Origin of the sequence: Variovorax ureilyticus (genome assembly GCF_037889935.1) — a bacterium.
Classification (GTDB): Bacteria; Pseudomonadota; Gammaproteobacteria; order Burkholderiales; family Burkholderiaceae_C; genus Variovorax; species Variovorax ureilyticus.
Window position 1 is genome coordinate 199,323 of sequence record NZ_JBBKZU010000009.1, and the last position, 17,517, is coordinate 216,839.

General features: G+C 67.9%; 13 protein-coding genes. 3 read left to right on the plus strand and 10 right to left on the minus strand.

The features are described from left to right. The first annotated feature begins 119 nt into the window (after positions 1-119). Positions 120-1,508 carry a signal recognition particle protein gene (gene ffh, locus WKW77_RS21160; RefSeq protein WP_340358848.1) on the plus strand — a complete coding sequence of 463 codons (1,389 nt, stop codon included), beginning with the start codon at positions 120-122 and terminating at the stop codon, positions 1,506-1,508. A gap of 11 nt (positions 1,509-1,519) precedes the next feature. Here the strand turns inward: ffh and WKW77_RS21165 are convergent, their stop codons facing one another. From WKW77_RS21165 to WKW77_RS21195, 7 genes are all read right to left on the minus strand, one after another. After that, a complete protein-coding gene (locus WKW77_RS21165) occupies positions 1,520-2,299 on the minus strand; it encodes an oxygen-binding di-iron domain-containing protein (protein WP_340358849.1) in 780 nt (259 codons plus the stop codon). A gap of 147 nt (positions 2,300-2,446) precedes the next feature. Then, entirely contained in the window at positions 2,447-4,459 is a 2,013-nt protein-coding gene (mdoH, locus tag WKW77_RS21170) for a glucans biosynthesis glucosyltransferase MdoH (protein ID WP_340358850.1), read from the minus strand. A gap of 408 nt (positions 4,460-4,867) precedes the next feature. Further along, positions 4,868-6,229, minus strand: coding sequence for a sigma 54-interacting transcriptional regulator (locus WKW77_RS21175; protein WP_340358930.1), 1,362 nt, complete (start codon positions 6,227-6,229; stop codon positions 4,868-4,870). A gap of 71 nt (positions 6,230-6,300) precedes the next feature. Continuing rightward, positions 6,301-6,954 carry a hypothetical protein gene (locus WKW77_RS21180; RefSeq protein ID WP_340358851.1) on the minus strand — a complete coding sequence of 218 codons (654 nt, stop codon included), beginning with the start codon at positions 6,952-6,954 and terminating at the stop codon, positions 6,301-6,303. Between the two features lie 30 nt (positions 6,955-6,984). After that, complete coding sequence (locus WKW77_RS21185) at positions 6,985-8,412, minus strand: sensor histidine kinase (protein ID WP_340358852.1); 1,428 nt, start codon at positions 8,410-8,412, stop codon at positions 6,985-6,987. Then, positions 8,412-9,776 (minus strand): tRNA (N6-isopentenyl adenosine(37)-C2)-methylthiotransferase MiaB, encoded by a 1,365-nt coding sequence (miaB, locus tag WKW77_RS21190; RefSeq protein WP_340358853.1) that lies wholly within the window; start codon positions 9,774-9,776, stop codon positions 8,412-8,414. The genes WKW77_RS21185 and miaB overlap by 1 nt, the downstream gene beginning before the upstream one ends. Before the next feature lie 145 nt (positions 9,777-9,921). Further along, positions 9,922-10,413 (minus strand): hypothetical protein, encoded by a 492-nt coding sequence (locus WKW77_RS21195; protein WP_340358854.1) that lies wholly within the window; start codon positions 10,411-10,413, stop codon positions 9,922-9,924. A 227-nt stretch (positions 10,414-10,640) separates the two neighbouring features. On the opposite strand from WKW77_RS21195, the gene WKW77_RS21200 reads away from it, so the two are divergent. Both WKW77_RS21200 and WKW77_RS21205 read left to right on the plus strand, forming a co-directional pair. Further along, entirely contained in the window at positions 10,641-11,885 is a 1,245-nt protein-coding gene (locus WKW77_RS21200) for an efflux RND transporter periplasmic adaptor subunit (protein WP_340358855.1), read from the plus strand. Next, a complete protein-coding gene (locus tag WKW77_RS21205) occupies positions 11,882-15,037 on the plus strand; it encodes an efflux RND transporter permease subunit (RefSeq protein WP_340358856.1) in 3,156 nt (1,051 codons plus the stop codon). Before WKW77_RS21200 ends, WKW77_RS21205 begins: the two co-directional genes overlap by 4 nt. Positions 15,038-15,058: 21 nt before the next feature. Here the strand turns inward: WKW77_RS21205 and WKW77_RS21210 are convergent, their stop codons facing one another. Genes WKW77_RS21210 through WKW77_RS21220 form a run of 3 tightly spaced genes read right to left on the minus strand, consistent with a single transcriptional unit; the run spans position 15,059 to position 17,509 of the window. Then, on the minus strand, positions 15,059-16,003 hold the full coding sequence (locus WKW77_RS21210; protein WP_340358857.1) for an alpha/beta fold hydrolase: 945 nt from the start codon (positions 16,001-16,003) through the stop codon (positions 15,059-15,061). Beyond that, the gene (locus WKW77_RS21215; protein WP_340358858.1) at positions 15,996-16,802 is read right to left on the minus strand and encodes an alpha/beta fold hydrolase; all 807 of its coding nucleotides are present in this window, start codon (positions 16,800-16,802) and stop codon (positions 15,996-15,998) included. The genes WKW77_RS21210 and WKW77_RS21215 overlap by 8 nt, the downstream gene beginning before the upstream one ends. Further along, the gene (locus tag WKW77_RS21220; protein WP_340358859.1) at positions 16,799-17,509 is read right to left on the minus strand and encodes a 4'-phosphopantetheinyl transferase family protein; all 711 of its coding nucleotides are present in this window, start codon (positions 17,507-17,509) and stop codon (positions 16,799-16,801) included. The genes WKW77_RS21215 and WKW77_RS21220 overlap by 4 nt, the downstream gene beginning before the upstream one ends. Positions 17,510-17,517: the final 8 nt, after the last annotated feature.

A 17,517-nucleotide genomic window follows, 5' to 3' on the forward strand; every position in this document is an offset into this window, starting at 1 on the left:
GCTCGCCCCCCAGCCTCGCCCACTTCGTGTGGCTCTGACACCCCCTGCCGGGGGCAACACCAGAGGCCCGGCCAAGCCGGTTCCTCGGTGTTCCCCCGCTTTTGCAACCAGGTCCTCTCATGGCGACTGCCCTTTCCGAAAAATTCTCCCGCCTCGTCAAGCATGTCAGCGGGCAGGCGCGCATCACCGAAGGCAACGTGCAGGACATGCTGCGCGAGGTGCGCATGGCGCTGCTCGAAGCCGACGTGGCGCTGCCGGTGGTGCGCGACTTCGTCGCCCGCGTCAAGGAAAAGGCGATGGGCCAGGAAGTGCTCGGTTCGCTCAAGCCCGGGCAGGCGCTGGTCGGCATCGTCAATCGCGAACTCGCCGCCACGATGGGCGAGGGCGTGGCAGACATCAATCTGGCCGCGCAGCCGCCGGCCGTGATCCTGATGGCCGGCCTGCAAGGCGCGGGCAAGACCACCACCACCGCCAAGCTCGCCAAGCACCTGATCGAGAAGCGCAAGAAGAAGGTGCTGACCGTGTCCGGCGACGTCTACCGTCCCGCCGCGATCGAGCAGCTCAAGACCGTGACGAAGCAGGCCGGCGCCGAATGGTTCCCGAGCACGCCGGACCAGAAGCCGCTCGACATCGCACGCGCGGCGCTCGACCATGCGCGCCGCCATTTCTTCGACGTGCTGCTGGTCGACACCGCCGGCCGGCTCGCGATCGACGAAGTGCTCATGCAGGAAATCAAGGAACTGCACGGCGCGCTGAACCCGGTCGAAACCCTGTTCGTGGTCGACGCGATGCAGGGCCAGGACGCGGTCAACACGGCCAAGGCTTTCAAGGACGCGCTGCCGCTGACCGGCATCATCCTGACCAAGACCGACGGCGATTCGCGCGGCGGCGCGGCGCTTTCGGTGCGGCAGGTCACCGGCGTGCCGATCAAGTTCGCGGGTGTCAGCGAGAAGATCGACGGGCTCGAAGTCTTCGACGCCGAGCGTCACGCCGGCCGCATCCTCGGCATGGGCGATATCGTCGCGCTGGTCGAGCAGGTCACGGCCGGCGTCGACGTGGCGGCGGCGCAGAAGCTAGCGGCCAAGGTCAAGAGCGGCGCGGGCTTCGATCTCAACGACTTCCTTTCGCAGCTCCAGCAGATGAAGCAGATGGGCGGGCTCTCCAGCATCATGGACAAGCTGCCGACGCAACTCGCCGCCAAGGCCACCGACGCCGACATGGCGCGCGCCGAGCGCGACATCCGCCGCAAGGAAGGGATCATCAACAGCATGACGCCGCTGGAGCGCCGCAAGCCCGAGCTGCTGAAGGCCACCCGCAAGCGCCGCATCGCGGCGGGCGCGGGCGTGCAGGTTCAGGAAGTGAACCGCCTGCTCAACGAGTTCGAGCAGATGCAGGGGATGATGAAGAAGATGAAGGGCGGCGGCCTCATGAAGATGATGAAGCGGATGGGCGGCATGAAAGGCCTGCCCGGCATGGGCGGTGGCGGTGGCGGAATGCCGCGCTTCTGACCGCGCGGCCCCTAGAGCATCGCCGTCGGCACCTGGTAGTGCCGGTCGTCCATCAGGTCGATGCCGCACTGCAGGTTGTCGACCCAGTCGAAGAATTCCGCGATGGCCGATCCTGCGATCGGTGCGCCATGCTGCGGCACCAGCATCGAGATGTCCAGTTTCCGCGCCATGTTCGACCATAGGCGCAGGACCTTGTTCGACACCATGTAGCGCCGATGGAAGCCTTCCATGCGCGGGACGTGCGCGGCCAGGCTGACGACCGGTTCGCGCGCCTCCTGCCCCGAGACCATCGACACGCCCAGGTCCCCCGTGAAGAGGATCCGGCTCACCGGATCGTAGAAATGGAAGTTCCCCTCCGCGTGCAGGAAATGCGCGGGCAGCAACCACAGCTCGCTGGTGCCAAGCGGCAGCCGGCAGCCTGAATCCGGAACGCCGACGATGCGCCCCTCGGTCTTGCCGACCTTGGTGAAGTGGGGCGCGAAACGCTCCCAGATTCGCGAGATCACGAGCTTGGCCGGCGTGGAGGTCAGCCAGCGGTCGAGAGAAGCAATGATGTCCGGGTCCGCGTGCGACGCCACCAGATAGGAGAGCCGCTGCGGACTGAAATGGCGGGACATGCCGAGGAACAGCTCGTTGAACCCCAGGTTGCCGCCCGGGTCGAGGACGGCACCGGTGCCGTTGTCCACGACGAGGAACTGGTTCGCCTGGACCGACTGCTCGCCCCGGACGAGGTCGGTGAACATGAGGCAGCAATGATGGGCATCGCGGTACAGCTCGACAGGTTCAAACATCAATCGCCGACTTCTTGACAAAGATCGCGACGATAGGCGGTTCGAGAGCGGTGCTGTCTGACTTGCATCAAGGTCGCGGCGACGGACCTGTGTCCGCCCAAGAAAAAAGCCCGCGACTGCGGGCTTTTTCATCGGGAGGCGGCAGGCTCAGGCCGTCGCCGGGCGCGCCAGTCGCACCGCATGCATCCACGCGCGGCGCAGCACCGCCGGCGAACGCGATTCCTCGGGGATCAGCAGGAAGCCGCGATCGCGCAGCGAGTTGCCCAGGGCGATCTGGCTGGTCAGCACCGTCAGCGGAATCGCCAGCAGCAGCGGCAGGCCGACCGGCATCAGCCAGGTCAGCGCGCTGGCGTCGATGAGTGCCACGCCGACCGCGAGGGCGGCGATCACCAGGGTCATCGGCGCCAGTTGCCGGACCGCGATACTCCACGGCACGGCAGCGGCTTCCCGCGGAGGCGACTTCCAGTCGAGCTTGATGCCCGTGAGCGCCACCACCACGAAGAGCGAGTGGGCCAGCATGCGGACCGGGGCCTGCACGATCGCCAGGGCGCTTTCGAGCGCGGCGCTCTTGAGCAGGCCGCCGATGCCGCCGAACTGGCGCTGCTCGTTGCGCAGCACCACGGCCACCACGCCGAGTACGCGGGGCAGGAACAGCAGGCAGAGCGTCCACACCCAAAGACCGGCCAGTTCCATCGGCATCGCGAGCCAGTGCTCGACCACGCTAGAACCGGTGAGCCACAGCGCGGTGCCCAGCGTGAGGAACGCCAGCCAGAGCGGCGCCGACGCATAGGCCATGGTGCCCGTCACGAACATCGCGCGGTGGACCGAGTGCAGGCCGGGCTCCGCCATCAGGCGCGCGTTCTGCAGGTTGCCCTGACACCAGCGGCGGTCGCGCTGGAGTTCGGCGAGGAGGTCCGGCGGCTGCTGCTCGTAGCTGCCGACGAGGTCGGCCACCAGCCACACGTGATAGCCGGCGCGGCGCATCAGCGCGGCTTCGACGAAGTCGTGCGACATGATGCCGCCCGACATGCCGCCCTTGCCGCGGATCGGCGCGAGCGCGCAGTGCTCCATGAAGGGCTGCACGCGGATGATCGCGTTATGGCCCCAGTAGTGCGATTCGCCGAGCTGCCAGAACTGCATGCCGAGCGTGAAAAGGCGGCCGGTCATGCGCGAGGCGAACTGCTGGGCGCGGGCATGCAGCGTGACGTGGCCGATGGCCTGCGTCGCGGTCTGGATGATGCCGGCGGTGGGGTTGGCTTCCATCAGCTTGACCATCGAGGTCAGGCAGTCGCCGCTCATGACGCTGTCGGCGTCGAGCACGACCATGTAGCGGTAGTCCTTGCCCCAGCGGCGGCAGAAGTCGGCGACGTTGCCGGCCTTGCGGTGCGTGCGGCGGGTCCGCAGGCGGTAATAGACCTCGACCTGCGGCTGGTTCGGGCTGTCGGCCAGCGCGGCGCGCAGGTCTTCCCAGGCGGCGCGCTCGGCAGCGGCGATCTCGGGCGTGTAGCTGTCGGAGAGCACGAACACGTCGAACTGCTTCGCGTGGCCGGTCGCTGCGACCGATTCGCAGGTCGCCCGCAAGCCGGCGAACACGGTCGCCACATCCTCATTGCAGATCGGCATGATGATCGCCGTCCGCGCATCCGGGTTCATCGGGTGATGAGCCACCTGCTTCGCCGAGAGCGCGTGCTTGTCACCACGCACCGAGACATAGAAGCCCATCAGGGCGGTCACGAATCCGGTCACGACCCATCCGGAGAGCACGCCGTAGAGCGCGATCTGGCTGTACTCGAGCCACAGGTTGTCGTAGTCGGGCTGCACGCGGGCGAAGAGCAGCGAGGCGATGGCCGTGCTCAGCACCGCGAGCGCCAGGAAGGCGAAGCGACGCTGGGCCGCGGCACGCTGCCACGCTTGCTGGGGCGCGCGGCTCGCCTTGCTCTGCGCGGCGGCTGCCTTGGCGGCGTTGCCGACGCCGAGCTTGACCAGGAGCGCAGTGCCGATGCTGTTCCAGAAGCCGCGCCACGGACGGGGCGTCATGGAACCGCGGTTGATGGGGGGCGCCGTCACCGAATTGGGATGGCGCTCTTCGCGAAGAAGGCTGCGGCGCGAGAAATCCGCGTCCGTCAGTACCTTCAGTTGGGAGAATTCGTTGGGCTTCATCCTCGACTCACCACCGTTGCTTCTGGACGGAGGGCGTGTCGCCGATTGCCGGAAAGCGCTTGAACACGCAGTCGGGCGCGATACCGCTGGATGCCTCGAGAGCTGCCAGCGAATGTCCCGCTGCGCGGGGGCGCGAGAGGGAAAACTGCTTTTGACGCAGGCCGTCGCGCTGCGGACGCAGTGCGAAAGAGGGGCTGGAATGAGCTGTCATGCCTCTACAGGGGCAAAGCCTGTGCCAGCTCGAAATACCTCTTTCAAATCAATGAGTTAGGCTGATTTCCCGGTGCCTTCCGAGGGCTTGAGGCCCCGAAACCCTCCAAAGCCCCCGGATTTGTCGTCAAACCCCGACAAGCGATCGAGTCTGACCGTCAAACTTCAATGAAATCAATGACTTAGGGGTGTCGCTCGTCAGCGACCAGACTCGCCGGGCTGCGACACCCCTTCGGCCTTGAAGTGGCCGGGTGTCAGTTCGTGCTTCTGCAGCAGACGATAGAACTCCGTGCGATTGCGGTCCGCGAGGCGGGCGGCGTCGGCTACGTTGCCGTCGGTCAGCTTGAGCAAGCCGACCAGGTATTCGCGCTCGAACCGCTGCTTGGCCTCGGCGTAGGTGAGCACCTCCACACTGGGAACCCGAAGTGCACGCTGGACCAGCGCCAAAGGGATCAGCGGCGAACTCGACAACGCGCACACCTGTTCGACCACGTTGAAGAGCTGCCGGACGTTGCCGGGCCACGAAGCCATGGTCAGCGCCTTGAGCGCTTCGGGCGCGAAGCCGGAAAGCCGCTTGCCGTACTTGGCCGACAGTCGCTGCAGGAAGTGGTTGGCCAGGAGCGGAATGTCCTCGCGCCGCGCGGAAAGCGGCGGAAGGCTGAGCGTCACCACATTGAGACGGTAGTACAGGTCCTCGCGGAACTGGCCGGCTTCCATCGCGGCGTCCAGGTCCCGGTGCGTGGCGGAGATGATCCGCACATCGACCGCGATGGACTGGCTCGATCCCACCGGCCGCACGGCGCGCTCCTGAAGAACGCGCAGCAGCTTGACCTGCAGCGCCGGCGGCATGTCCCCGATCTCGTCGAGGAGCAGCGTGCCGCCATCGGCCTGCTGGAACAGGCCCTTGTGATTCGCGACCGCATCGGTGAAGGCGCCCTTCACGTGGCCGAAGAGCTCGGATTCGAGCAGCGCTTCCGGGATGGCGCCGCAGTTCACCGCCACGAAGGGCTTGGAGGCCCGCGCGCTCGCGCGGTGGATGGCGCGCGCGAGCAGTTCCTTGCCCGCGCCGCTGTCGCCGCGCAGCAGCACGCTGGCGTCGGACTTGGCGACCATGCGCGCTTCGGCGAGCAACTCGGCCATGCGGTTGCTGCGGCTCACGATCTCGGCGCGCCAGCTCTCGTCGCCGCCCTTGCCGGACACTTCGGTCGGCGCGGCGAGCGCCAGTGCCTGCGCGATCTTGTCGAGCAGCTCGCGGCCCTCGTAGGGCTTGGTCAGATAGGAAAAGACGCCGCGCGAGGTGGCTTCGACCGCATCGGGAATCGTGCCGTGCGCGGTCAGCAGGATCACGGGCAGCGTGGGATGGCGCTTGCGGATTTCGTCGAAGAGCGCGAGGCCGTCCCGCCCGGGCAGGCGCACGTCGCTGAGCACGAGCTGCGGGTGCTCGATCTCCAGTTGCGTGAGCGCGGATTCGGCGGAGGTCACGGCCGTGACCTGGTAACCCGCCGCGGTCAGGCGCATCGACAGGAGCCGGAGCATGTCCGGATCGTCGTCGACGACCAGGAGGCGGGCGCCGCGCGATCCTTCGAGCCCGGTGGCGGACGGCTGCGTGGATGAGTGCGGTGCCGGACTGTTCACGGTGCAGGTTTCGGATGGGCCGCCGGAGCGGCCGGCGGTGGGTTGGTGGGACGCGCGAAGCTTCGTTCGATGGCTCGCAGCGCTTCGATCCGGTCGTTGAGCTGATCGATGCGCCGTTGCGCGTCGCGCAGCTGTTGCGCCTGCTTGTCTCGATCCTCCTCGACCCGCCGTTGTTCCGCGATGCGTGCCACGAGCGTGCGTGCGAGCGGCTGCAACGGCTGAGCTTCGGCCGACGGATTCGCGACCACCTTCTGCAGCAGGCTCTGCGCACGCGCGAGGTCGGCCGGATTGCGGGTCTGCGCGAGCACCAGCGCGGTCTGCATCTGCGTCGTGGGCGTTTCGCCGAGTTCGCCCAGGCGGTTGAGTTCGTTCCCGAGTTCGGGCGCACCGAGCGGCCGGATCTTGTCCGCGTAGGCCAGCATGGCGCCCATGGGGCCCTGCGTGAGCTGCGAGAAGATGCCGCCCGGCTGGGTGGCCGGGGCGATCGGTTCCGCCTCCACCGGCGTGATCGGTGGGGGAGGCGGCGGCAGCACCGGAACCACGACGGGCTCCGGCTTTGGCTTGCGCGGCGGCGCGCTGCAGCCGGCCAGCAGCACCGGCACGACGAGCGTCATGGCGATGGCGGACCTGCTGAAGATCGAGAAGGACATGGATCGGATCGGGATACTGGGCGGTGGGCGTCAGGCGGTGCGCGGCAGTTCGATTCGGAAGCGCGCGCCCGGCCCATCCGGCAGCAGCGAGATGCGACCGCCGTGGGCTGCAATGTACTCCTGCACGATCGACAGGCCGATACCGGTGCCTTTCACCGAATGCTGGGGCTGCCGCTCACCGCGATAGAAGGGTTCGAAGATGCGGTCGCGGTCGCTCTCGGCGATGCCCGGGCCCGCGTCGCCGATCTCGATCGCCGCGGCGTCGGCGGTGCCCGAGACGGTCATGCTGATGGTGCCGCCGCGTGCCGAAAAGCGGATCGCGTTCGACAGCAGGTTGGCGATCGCGGTGCCGAGCTTCGTGCGGTCGACGACGACCGAGATCGGCTCGCCCTCGGCGCGCACCGTGAGACCCTGGGCCTGCCATTGGAGGCGCTGCGCCTCGATCTGCTCCTCGATCAGCGGCAGCAGCGCGGTGCGCTCGCGGCGCAGTTCGCGCGCCTCGAAAGCGGCGGCGTTGAAGCGCAGCAGGGCCTCGATCTGACCCTGCAGCGCCACGGTGTTCTGCTGCAGGATCTGCGCGACCTCGCGCTGCGCGGGGTTCAGCGGGCCGGTCACGCCGTCTTCCAGCAGCGAGACGCCTTCGCGCAGTGCGGCCAGCGGGGTCTTGAGTTCATGCGACACATGTCGCAGGAAGCGTGCCTTGTCGGCATCGAGTTCGGTCAGCCGCAGGCGCAGCCATTCGAGCTGCTGCGAAACGCGACGCACGTCCGACGGGCCGCGGATGTCGATCGGTTCGTCGAGCCGGTTCTCGCCGAGGCCGACGATCGCGCGCTGCAGCCGCTTGAAGGGCCGCGCGAGCCACACGCCGAAGGCCAGCGCGAGCGACACGGCCAGCGCGCTGGCCGCGACCACCAGCCGCATCAGCCGCCTGCGCGCGGTCTCGATGCGCTCCGCCAAGGCGTTGTTCTGCGTCTCGATGAGGAACTGCGCCTGCTGCGCGATGTTGGTGTTGAGTGCGTCGAGGTCGCGGAACTGCATCGCCATCGAGCTTTCGCGCGCGAGCGCCGTTTCGGGCGCGCCGCTCATCAGGCCCTGGATCACTTCCATCTGCTCGCGCCATTTCTGGGGGCCGTCGGCGCCGAGCCCGTTGGAAGTGAGCCGGTCCAGCACCTGCCGGGCGTCGCGCGTCGCGTCGTCGAAGCGACGGCGCAGCACCGCGTCGTTGAGCACGAGCGACTGCCTTCCCGCGCGCTCCATCGCCGCGGTGCGCTCGGCCAGCGACTGTGCCGCGCCCGACAGCGTGAGGGCGCGTGCCGCCGCGTCGCGGCTCTGCGTCATGAGCAGGTCGTACTGGAAGACGGCACGCAGTGCGACGCCCACGAGCAAGGCGGTGATGAGAAGAAACGCGAAAAGCAGCAGCTGCTGGAACGAGCCGCGCGCGGACATCGACTTCGCCATCAGCCGGCAGTCACCGCCGGCTGGCCGACTTGCGTCGACTCGGTGGTCACGACTTCTCCTCGCAAGGTATACGCGAGCGATTTCGTGATGCGCAGGTCGATCATCTGGCCGACCAGCCGCGCGTCGCCCTCGAAGTTGACGACACGGTTGCACTCGGTGCGGCCCATCAGCTCGCGCGCGTTCTTGCGCGACGCGCCTTCGACCAGCACGCGCTGCACGGTGCCGACGCGGGCTTCGCCGAAGCGCTTGACGTTGCCGTCGATCACCGCCTGGAGTTGCTGCAGCCGCGCGAGCTTGACCGAATGCGGCGTGTCGTCGTGCAGCGCGGCGGCGGGCGTGCCGGGCCGCGGGCTGAAGATGAAGCTGAAGCTGGCGTCGAACTCGAGGTCGTCGATCAGCTTCATCATCTTCGCGAAATCCTCGTCGGTCTCGCCGGGAAAGCCGACGATGAAGTCGCTGCTGAGCGCGAGGTTCGGGCGGATCGCGCGCAGCTTGCGCACCGTGCTCTTGTATTCCATCGCGGTGTAGCCGCGCTTCATCGCCATGAGGATGCGATCGCTGCCGTGCTGCACCGGCAGGTGCAGGTGGCTCACCAGTTGCGGCACGCGGGCGTACGCATCGATCAGGCGCGGCGTGAATTCGTTGGGATGGCTCGTGGTGTAGCGGATGCGCTCGATGCCGGGAATCTCGGCCACGTATTCGATCAGCGTGGCGAAGTCGGCGATCTCGGCGGTGTCGCCCATCGTGCCGCGATACGCGTTCACGTTCTGGCCGAGCAGCGTGACCTCGCGCACTCCCTGGTCGGCGAGGCCGGCGATCTCGACCAGCACGTCGTCCAGCGGCCGGTTCACTTCCTCGCCGCGGGTGTAGGGCACCACGCAGTAGCTGCAGTATTTGGAGCAGCCTTCCATGATCGACACGAAGGCGGTCGCGCCTTCGACGCGCGCGGGCGGCAGGTGGTCGAACTTCTCGATCTCCGGGAAGCTGATGTCCACCTGCGGGCGGCCTTCGCGCTCGCGCTGGCTCAGCATCTCGGGCAGGCGGTGCAGCGTCTGCGGGCCGAACACCACGTCCACGTAGGGCGCGCGGGCGATGATGGCGTCGCCCTCCTGGCTCGCGACGCAGCCGCCGACGCCGATCTTCACGCCCTTGGCCTTGAGGTGCTTGATGCGGCCGAGGTCGGAGAACACCTTCTCCTGGGCCTTCTCGCGCACCGAGCAGGTGTTGAAAAGGATGAGGTCGGCCTCTTCCACGTTCGTGGTGGGCTCGTAGCCCTCGGCGGCGCGCAGCACGTCGGCCATCTTGTCCGAGTCGTACTCGTTCATCTGGCAGCCGAAGGTCTTGATGAAAACTTTGGGGGTCATGAGGCTCTCCGGGGAGATGCGGGGGTCATTGCGAGTGCTGACGAAGCGCGGGGCACCGCGGAACTGGCTCCGCCAGGCCGCCGGTGCCGCCCCCGGACGGGGGTTGGCGGCTACACGAAGTGAGCGAGCCTGGGGGCGAGCTTGTTTATTGCCCGTAGCGGGGGAGTTGGTCGAACGGGGTCTTGCCGTCGTCGCGTGGACCGCTCTCGGCGACGAAGGGCCAGAAATTGAAAAGAGGACGGTCTGCGCTCGCGCGCTTGGTCGCGGCTTCTTCGGGCGTGAGGATCCAGACTTCGCGCACCAGTCCGGCCGCATCGCGCGTGTAGTTCACCAGCAGGTTCTGGCCGGTGATGGAAGCGGGCATCACCAGCATCCGGTTGGCGCTCATGATGCGTGCGCCGGGCGACAGTTGCTCAGCGCGGCCGTCGAGCTGGATCTGCGGGTAGTTCACCACCATGAACTGCCCGCGCAGCGTCCCGGCCGGGAAGTTGCGGCCCCCGTTGGCGGCTTCGTTCTGGGTATTCGGGATCTGCGCGGTCTGCGCTGCGGCGGGCGAGGAAAGGAGCGCGGCCGGGAGGACCACGACGCTCAGCATTGCCAGCACGGCGGAATTCAGGAGCTTCTTGCAGCGGTTCATGGGGTTCATCCAGAGGCTGGGGATCGACGATTTTAGCGGCCGCCCACCCATGCCCGCCCCGGTCTTCGTGTCGTTGTGCCTGGACGCTTTACTTATCTTTACGGAAGGCGGGGCGTCTTTCTCCCCTGCGCTGCTCCAATAGCTGCCGCCGGAAAATTCCGACGTGTCGTTCCCCTAGTGCGACTCCCATTCCGGCATGCAGAGCTTCGATCCATGATGGTTGTCCCATGAAGAAAAATCTCGTACTCACCCTGACCGGGGTGCTGGTCGTGGCCGCCGCCGCCGGTGGTTGGTGGTGGTCCGGCGCCAAGTCGCGCCAAGGCGCCGAAACCGCCTCGGCTTCCGGCGGCAAGGCTGCCGGCGGCGCACCGGGCGCCGGTGCGCCCGCGCTGGTGACGCTGGCGGTCGCCAGGAAGCAAAGCGTGCCGGTCACGGTGCAGGTCAACGGCAGCGTGGTGTCGCTCAACAGCGTCGACCTTCGGCCGCAGGTGACCAACACGGTGCGGCAGGTACACGTCAAGGAAGGCCAGTTCGTCAAGGCTGGCCAGTTGCTCTTCACGCTCGACGACCGGCCCGATCAGGCCAATCTCGCCAAGGCCAAGGCGCAGCAGCAGAAGGATGAAGCCGTGCTGGCCGACCTCGAACGCCAGTACCGCCGCAACCAGGAACTGGTGGCCCAGAACTTCATCGCCAAGAGCGCGGTCGATGCCACGCTCTCGCAGCTCGAGGCGCAGCGCGCCGCCGTCGCCGCCGACCGCGCCGCGGTGCAGTCCGCCGAAGTGGCGCTGGGCTACGCCTCGCTGCGCGCGCCCATCGCCGGGCGCATCGGCGCCGTGAACATCTATCCCGGGACGCTGGTGCAGCCCACGCTGTCGCTGGTGACGATCACGCAGCTCGACCCGATCGCGGTGAGCTTCCCGGTGCCTGAAGGCAAGCTGCAGGATCTGCTCGCGGCAGCGCGTGCGCACACGCCGGTCGAGGCGGTGGTGCCGGGTCGCAAGGAAACGCTCAAGGGCCAGCTCAACTTCGTGGACAACACCGTCGACCCGCTCATCGGCACGGTGCGCGCCAAGGCGGTGTTCGACAACGCCGACCAGAGCCTCTGGCCGGGCCAGTTCGTGGAAACCCGCGTCACCGTGCGCACCATCGAGGATGCGACCGTGGTGCCCGCCTCCGCGGTGATGATGCTGTCCGAGGGCGCATCGGTCTACGTGATCGATGCCGAGAAGAAGGCGGCGCGCCGCAAGGTGGAATCGGTCTACACCTTCGGCACGCAGGTGGTCGTGCGCGGCGTGCAGCCGGGCGAGCAGGTGGTCATCGAAGGCAAGCAGAACGTCCGGCCGGGCGGCAAGATCCGCACCGAGACGAACGGCGCGCCGCAGCGCCCCGAGGGTCAGGCGCCCGGCCCCGGCAGTGCCGCGACCGTCGCACCGACCAACGCCAGCCTGGTCGCGGAACGGGAGCGCGCATGAACATCTCCGAGCTGTGCATCCGTCGTCCGGCGATGACGGTGCTGCTCTCTGCCGCGGTGGTGGTCATCGGCATCTTTGCGTACTTCCAGATCCCCGTCGCGGCACTGCCGAGCTACAACACGCCGGTCATCAACGTCAACGCGCAGTTGCCGGGCGCGAGTCCGGAGACGATGGCCTCGTCGGTGGCGCTCCCGCTCGAGAAGCAGTTCTCCACCATCCCGGGGCTGCAGACGATCAGCTCGGTCAACACGCAGGGCACGACCTCGGTCACGCTCGAATTCGTGAGCTCGCGCGACATCGATGCGGCGGCGGTCGACGTGCAGGCCGCGCTGCTGCGCGCGCAGCGGCAACTGCCGCAGGAGCTGACCCAGCTGCCGTCGTACCGCAAGGTGAACCCGGCGGATGCACCGGTGCTCTTCATCGCGATGACGTCGGATTCGATGACGCCGTCCGATCTCAACGACTACGCCGAGAACCTCGTCTCGCCTACGCTCTCGACCATCGACGGCGTGGCGCAGGTCGTGGTCTACGGGCAGAAGCGCTTCGCGGTGCGCATCAAGGCCGACGCCGATCTGCTCAACGCTCGGAACATCACGCTCGACGAACTCGCCAACGCGGTGCGGCTCGCCAACGCCAACACGCCGGTGGGCGTGCTCGACGGTCCGCGCCAGACGCTGACCATCCAGGCGAACGAGCAGATGCTCAAGGCGGCCGATTTCGCGAAGGTCATCGTCGGCCAGCGCAACGGCGCGCCGGTGCGGCTCGACGAGGTCGCGACCATCGAGGACAGCTTCGAGTCGGTCAAGACCGGTAGCGCCTACAACGGCAAGAACTCGATCTCGCTGGCGGTGCAGCGCCAGCCGAATGCGAACACGGTGCAGGTGGTCGACGCCGTGCGCGCGCTGATGCCGCGCTTCCGCGAAGAGCTGCCGCAGTCGGTCGAGATCAGCGTGCTCAACGACCGCTCGCTCTCGATCCGCGAGGCGGTGCACGACGTGCAGCTCACGCTGCTGGGCACCATCCTGCTGGTGGTGCTGGTGATCTTCCTGTTCCTGCACCGGCTGGTCGCGACGCTGATCCCCGCGCTCACGATCCCGATCTCGCTGATCGGCGCGGTCGCGCTGCTCTATGCCTTCGGCTACAGCCTGGACAACGTGTCGCTGCTCGGCATCACGCTCGCGGTGGGCCTGGTGGTGGACGACGCGATCGTGGTGCTCGAGAACATCATGCGCTACGTGGAGAAGGGCATGGAGCCCTTCGCCGCAGCGCTGCGCGGCGCGCGCGAGGTGGGCTTCACCATCATCTCGATCTCGATCTCGCTGGTGGCGGTGTTCATCCCGATCTTCTTCATGCCGGGCGTGATCGGCCTGCTGTTCCATGAATTCGCGGTGGTCGTCGGACTCGCGGTGATGGTGTCGGCGGTGGTCTCGCTCACGCTGGTGCCGATGCTGGCGAGCCGCCTGCTCAAGCATGTGCCGCGCAAGCCAGGCGCGATGGACCATGAAGAGGAACACCCGGAGCCCGGCACCGCGATCGGCCGGGCCTTCGAGCGCGGCTATCGCGGGGTGCATTCAGGCTACATGCGCACGCTGGACTGGACGCTCAGGCACCGCCCGGTGATGCTGCTGGTGGCGCTCGGCACCTTCGCACTCACGGCGTGGCTGTTCGTCACCATCCCCAAGGGCTTCTTCCCCGAGGAAGACATCGGCCAGATCCAGGTCACGACGGAGGCGGCCGAAGACATCTCGTTCCCGGCGATGAAGGCGCTGCAGGACCGCGTGGCCGAGGCCATCATGGCGGACCCGAGCGTGGACTACGTCAACTCCTTCATCGGCGTCGGCGGCCCGACCGCAACGCAGAACGCGGGGCGCCTGTTCGTGGTGCTCAAGCCGCGCAGCGAGCGCCCGCGCATGCCGCAGGTGCTCGAATCGCTGCGCAAGCGCTTCCGCGAGATTCCCGGCGTGGCGGTGTACATGCAGCCGATCCAGAACCTGCGCCTGGGCGGGCGGCAGAGCAAGGCGCGCTTCCAGTACACCCTGCAGAGCGTCAGCGCCGGCACCATGAACGTGTGGTCCGAGAAGCTGATGGAGCGCATGCGCGCCGACCCGATCTTCCGCGACGTCACCAGCGATTCGCAGAACCGCGGCCTGCAGGCCACGCTGGAGATCGACCGCGACAAGGCCGGCGTGCTCGGCGTCGCGGTGGGCGACCTGCGCACGGCGCTCTACAACGCCTACGGCGACCGGCAGATCGGCAGCATCTACGGCGCGAGCAACACCTACCAGGTGATCCTCTCGGCGGCCGACAACGACCGGCAGTTCGAGGAAGACATGTCGCGCCTGTCTGTGCGCAACAAGGCCGGCCAGCTCGTGCCGCTGTCGGCGTTCTCGACGGTCAAGCGCACGGTGGGGCCGACCTCGGTCAACCACCAGGGCCAGCTGCAGGCGGTCACGGTGTCGTTCAACCTCGCGCCGGACGTGCCGCTGGGCGACGCCACCGCGAAGATCGACCGCTTCAAGGAAGAGCTGAAGATGCCGCCCTCGATCATCACCAGCTACGGCGGCGATGCGGCGGTGTTCCAGAGCTCGCAGTCGAGCCAGGCGGTGCTGCTGGTGCTGGCGGTGCTGGTGATCTACGTGCTGCTCGGCGTGCTGTACGAAAGCTACATCCACCCGATCACCATCCTCGCCGGCCTGCCGTCGGCGGCGGTCGGCGCGCTGATCTCGCTGAAGCTCTTCGGCTTCGACCTGACGCTGATCGCGACCATCGGCATCCTGCTCCTGATCGGCATCGTCAAGAAGAACGCGATCATGATGATCGACTTCGCGCTCGAGGCGCAGCGCGCCGAAGGGATGAAGCCGGTCGATGCGATCCGCGAAGCCTGCCGCCTGCGCTTCCGCCCGATCCTGATGACCACGCTGGCCGCGATGATGGGCGCGCTGCCGCTCGCGCTGGGCCTCGGCGCCGGGGCCGAGCTGCGTCAGCCGCTGGGCGTGGCGGTGGTGGGCGGGCTGATCTTCTCGCAGGTGATCACGCTCTACATCACGCCGGCGATCTACCTCGCGCTCGACCGCTACAGCGGCAGCGGGCCGCTGCAGGAACTGCCGGGCGAGGATCTTCCCGAGCCGCACGCCGCCGGCGCAGCCGGCTGAGCAAGAGGCAACGGCGCGCGGTCAGGCGACCGCGTCGCGTGCCAGCGCCAGATTGCCGTGGACTGGACCGCCCAGCCCGGCGGGGCGGCCGGTGGCGGCGGAGTACGGGTTCTGCGGCGCCTCGCGGCGTGCCACCCGCAGCACCCAGTCCGATGCGATCGCCTGGAAGGTCTCCTGCGCGGCGAGCGATGTCAGGTTGTGGTCGATCGCGGGATCGAACATGTATTCGATGTGCTTGGCGAACGGCTCGTTGACGAAGTCGCCGAGCTGGTCGCGGTTCCTGTCCGTCACGTGCAGGGTGCCGCTGTAGAGAAACAGGATCGCCACATTGCGTTCCACCGTCTGCGTCATGGCACGGCGGAAGTTCGCGGCCACGACGTGCGGCGGCTCGGGCTCGAACATGTCCGGTGCCAGGGCCGCGGCGGCCTTCGCCGAGAACTTGCGGTGCAGCCAGCGGCCGGTCTTCTCGATCATGACCGGATTGGTCGCCGCCGCGAGCGCGCGGCGGAACGAGCGCTCCCAGAGCGCACGGCGGCCGAGGAACGAATACCCGTCGAACATCAGCACGCCGACCACCCGCGCGTCGGCGGCAGCCAGCGCGAGTCCATTGGCGGCGCCGGAGCACAGCCCGATCACGACGAAGCGACGGATGCCGAGCATGGTGCCCATGAGGTTCAGCGCGGCCTGCATGTCCAGCACGGCCTGCGTGCGGAAGTGTTCGGAGCTGCTGGCGGCGCGGCTGTCGCCCAGGCCCGCGAGGTCCATGCGGACGGTGCTGATGCCGAGCGAGGCCAGCCGCCGCGCCAGCTTCACGTTGATGCGGCGCGGGCCGATCCGGTGGGTGGCACCCATGTTCAGCAGAAGACAACCGACCGGTTCCATGGTGCCTTCGCTCGGCGTCGTGACGATGCCGATCAGCGTCCCGTCGGGTCCGAACTGGACAGGGGTTTCCTTGGAGTCAGTCATGTGCTTCAGCCGTGAGGCGCTGCAACGCTTCGGCCGGAACCATGGCGTTGTTGGGTTGCGGGTCCGAGGTCCAGATCAGTGGATGCTGGAACGACGACAGTGTGACAGGCATGCGGCGCTCGATTTCCTCGCGTGCCCATTCCTGCGCGGCACGGTCTTCCGCGTCGGCGAGCACGGTGGTCTGGTGCAGGGCGGTGAGCCGGAGCGACTTCGGTGTCAGCGAGCGCAGCTGCTGGCGCAGGATCGGCGACACCGCGAAGCCGAGCAGTTCCTCGGTGAAGGCGTCGCTGTCCTTCGAGAGCCGACGGCGCCAGGCCGGGTCCGGCACGCAGAAGGAGCGTTCGAGCGCATCGACATGGCTTGCGCGCAGGCTGTCGAGATAGCGCACGCCGTCGACGATCGGATCCCAGAGGATCAGCCGCGCCGGGTCGCAGTGGCCGCTCTTCGCCGCGAGCACCGCCACGGATGCGCCCAGGCGCGCGCCGAGCCACAGGATGCGGCGCGCGCCGACGCGGCGGTGCAGTTCCTCGTGCGCGGTGCACACATCTCGCCGCCAGCCCTCGAGTTCGCCGGAAATGTCTTCGCCAGGCGAATCGCCGGTGCCGTGATAGTCGAAGCGCAGCACCGCGATGCCCGAACGCGCGAGCCGATCCGCGAGCACGCGGAACAGGCGGTGGGCGCGAATCGCTTCCTGGCCGATCGGCATGCAGATCAGCACCGCCAGGTTGCTGTCGCGTTCCGGCGCATGAAACAACCCGAACAACTGCCGGGAGGGAGGGCCGAAAAGCATGGGCGTCATGCGTACAACTCGCTTTCGTGGATGGGGCGACGCGCACCCGTGTCGTTGGAAATCCGCCTCGCGATTGCGCAGACGACGCCATCGCCGCCGTCGAAGGACGAGATCGTGACGCGTGCCGTCTCGCCGTCGACCGGGATGCGCGTCTCGCACGTGCCCTCGTCGACGCCGGCTTCGAAGCTGCGTGTGTCGACGCCGAGGCCGAGCCCGACCGCCTTCAGGCAGGCTTCCTTGCGCGTCCAGCAGGTGAAGAAGGCGCGGTCGCGCAACTCGGGTCCGACGGCCGCCAGCGCGCGCTGCTCCGCGTCGGTGAAATAGGCCGCGGCCATGGCCTCTGCATCGGGCATGGGACGCAGCACCTCGACGTCGACGCCGACTTCCGCGTTGCCGTCGGCGATCGCGATCAGCGCGACCGATTGGCTGTGGCTCAGATTGAACTGCAGGCCGGCCGGCCGCGCGAGCGCCGGCTTGCCGGCCTTGCCCGGCAGGAATTGGAGCAACGAGGCGGTAACGCCCGAGTAGGCTGCGAGCACCTGCCGCAGCGCGACATGCGCCGCGACGAAACGCTCCCGGTCGCGCGCAAAGACGAAGCGTGCTGCGCGCTCGCGTTCGTCGCGCGACAGGCACGCCGTCCCCCAGGTCGCCGCGTCGAGATCGACCCGCCACACATGCTCGGGCGCACGCCGGGTGATGGGGGTGATCGTCGACACGGTGTTTC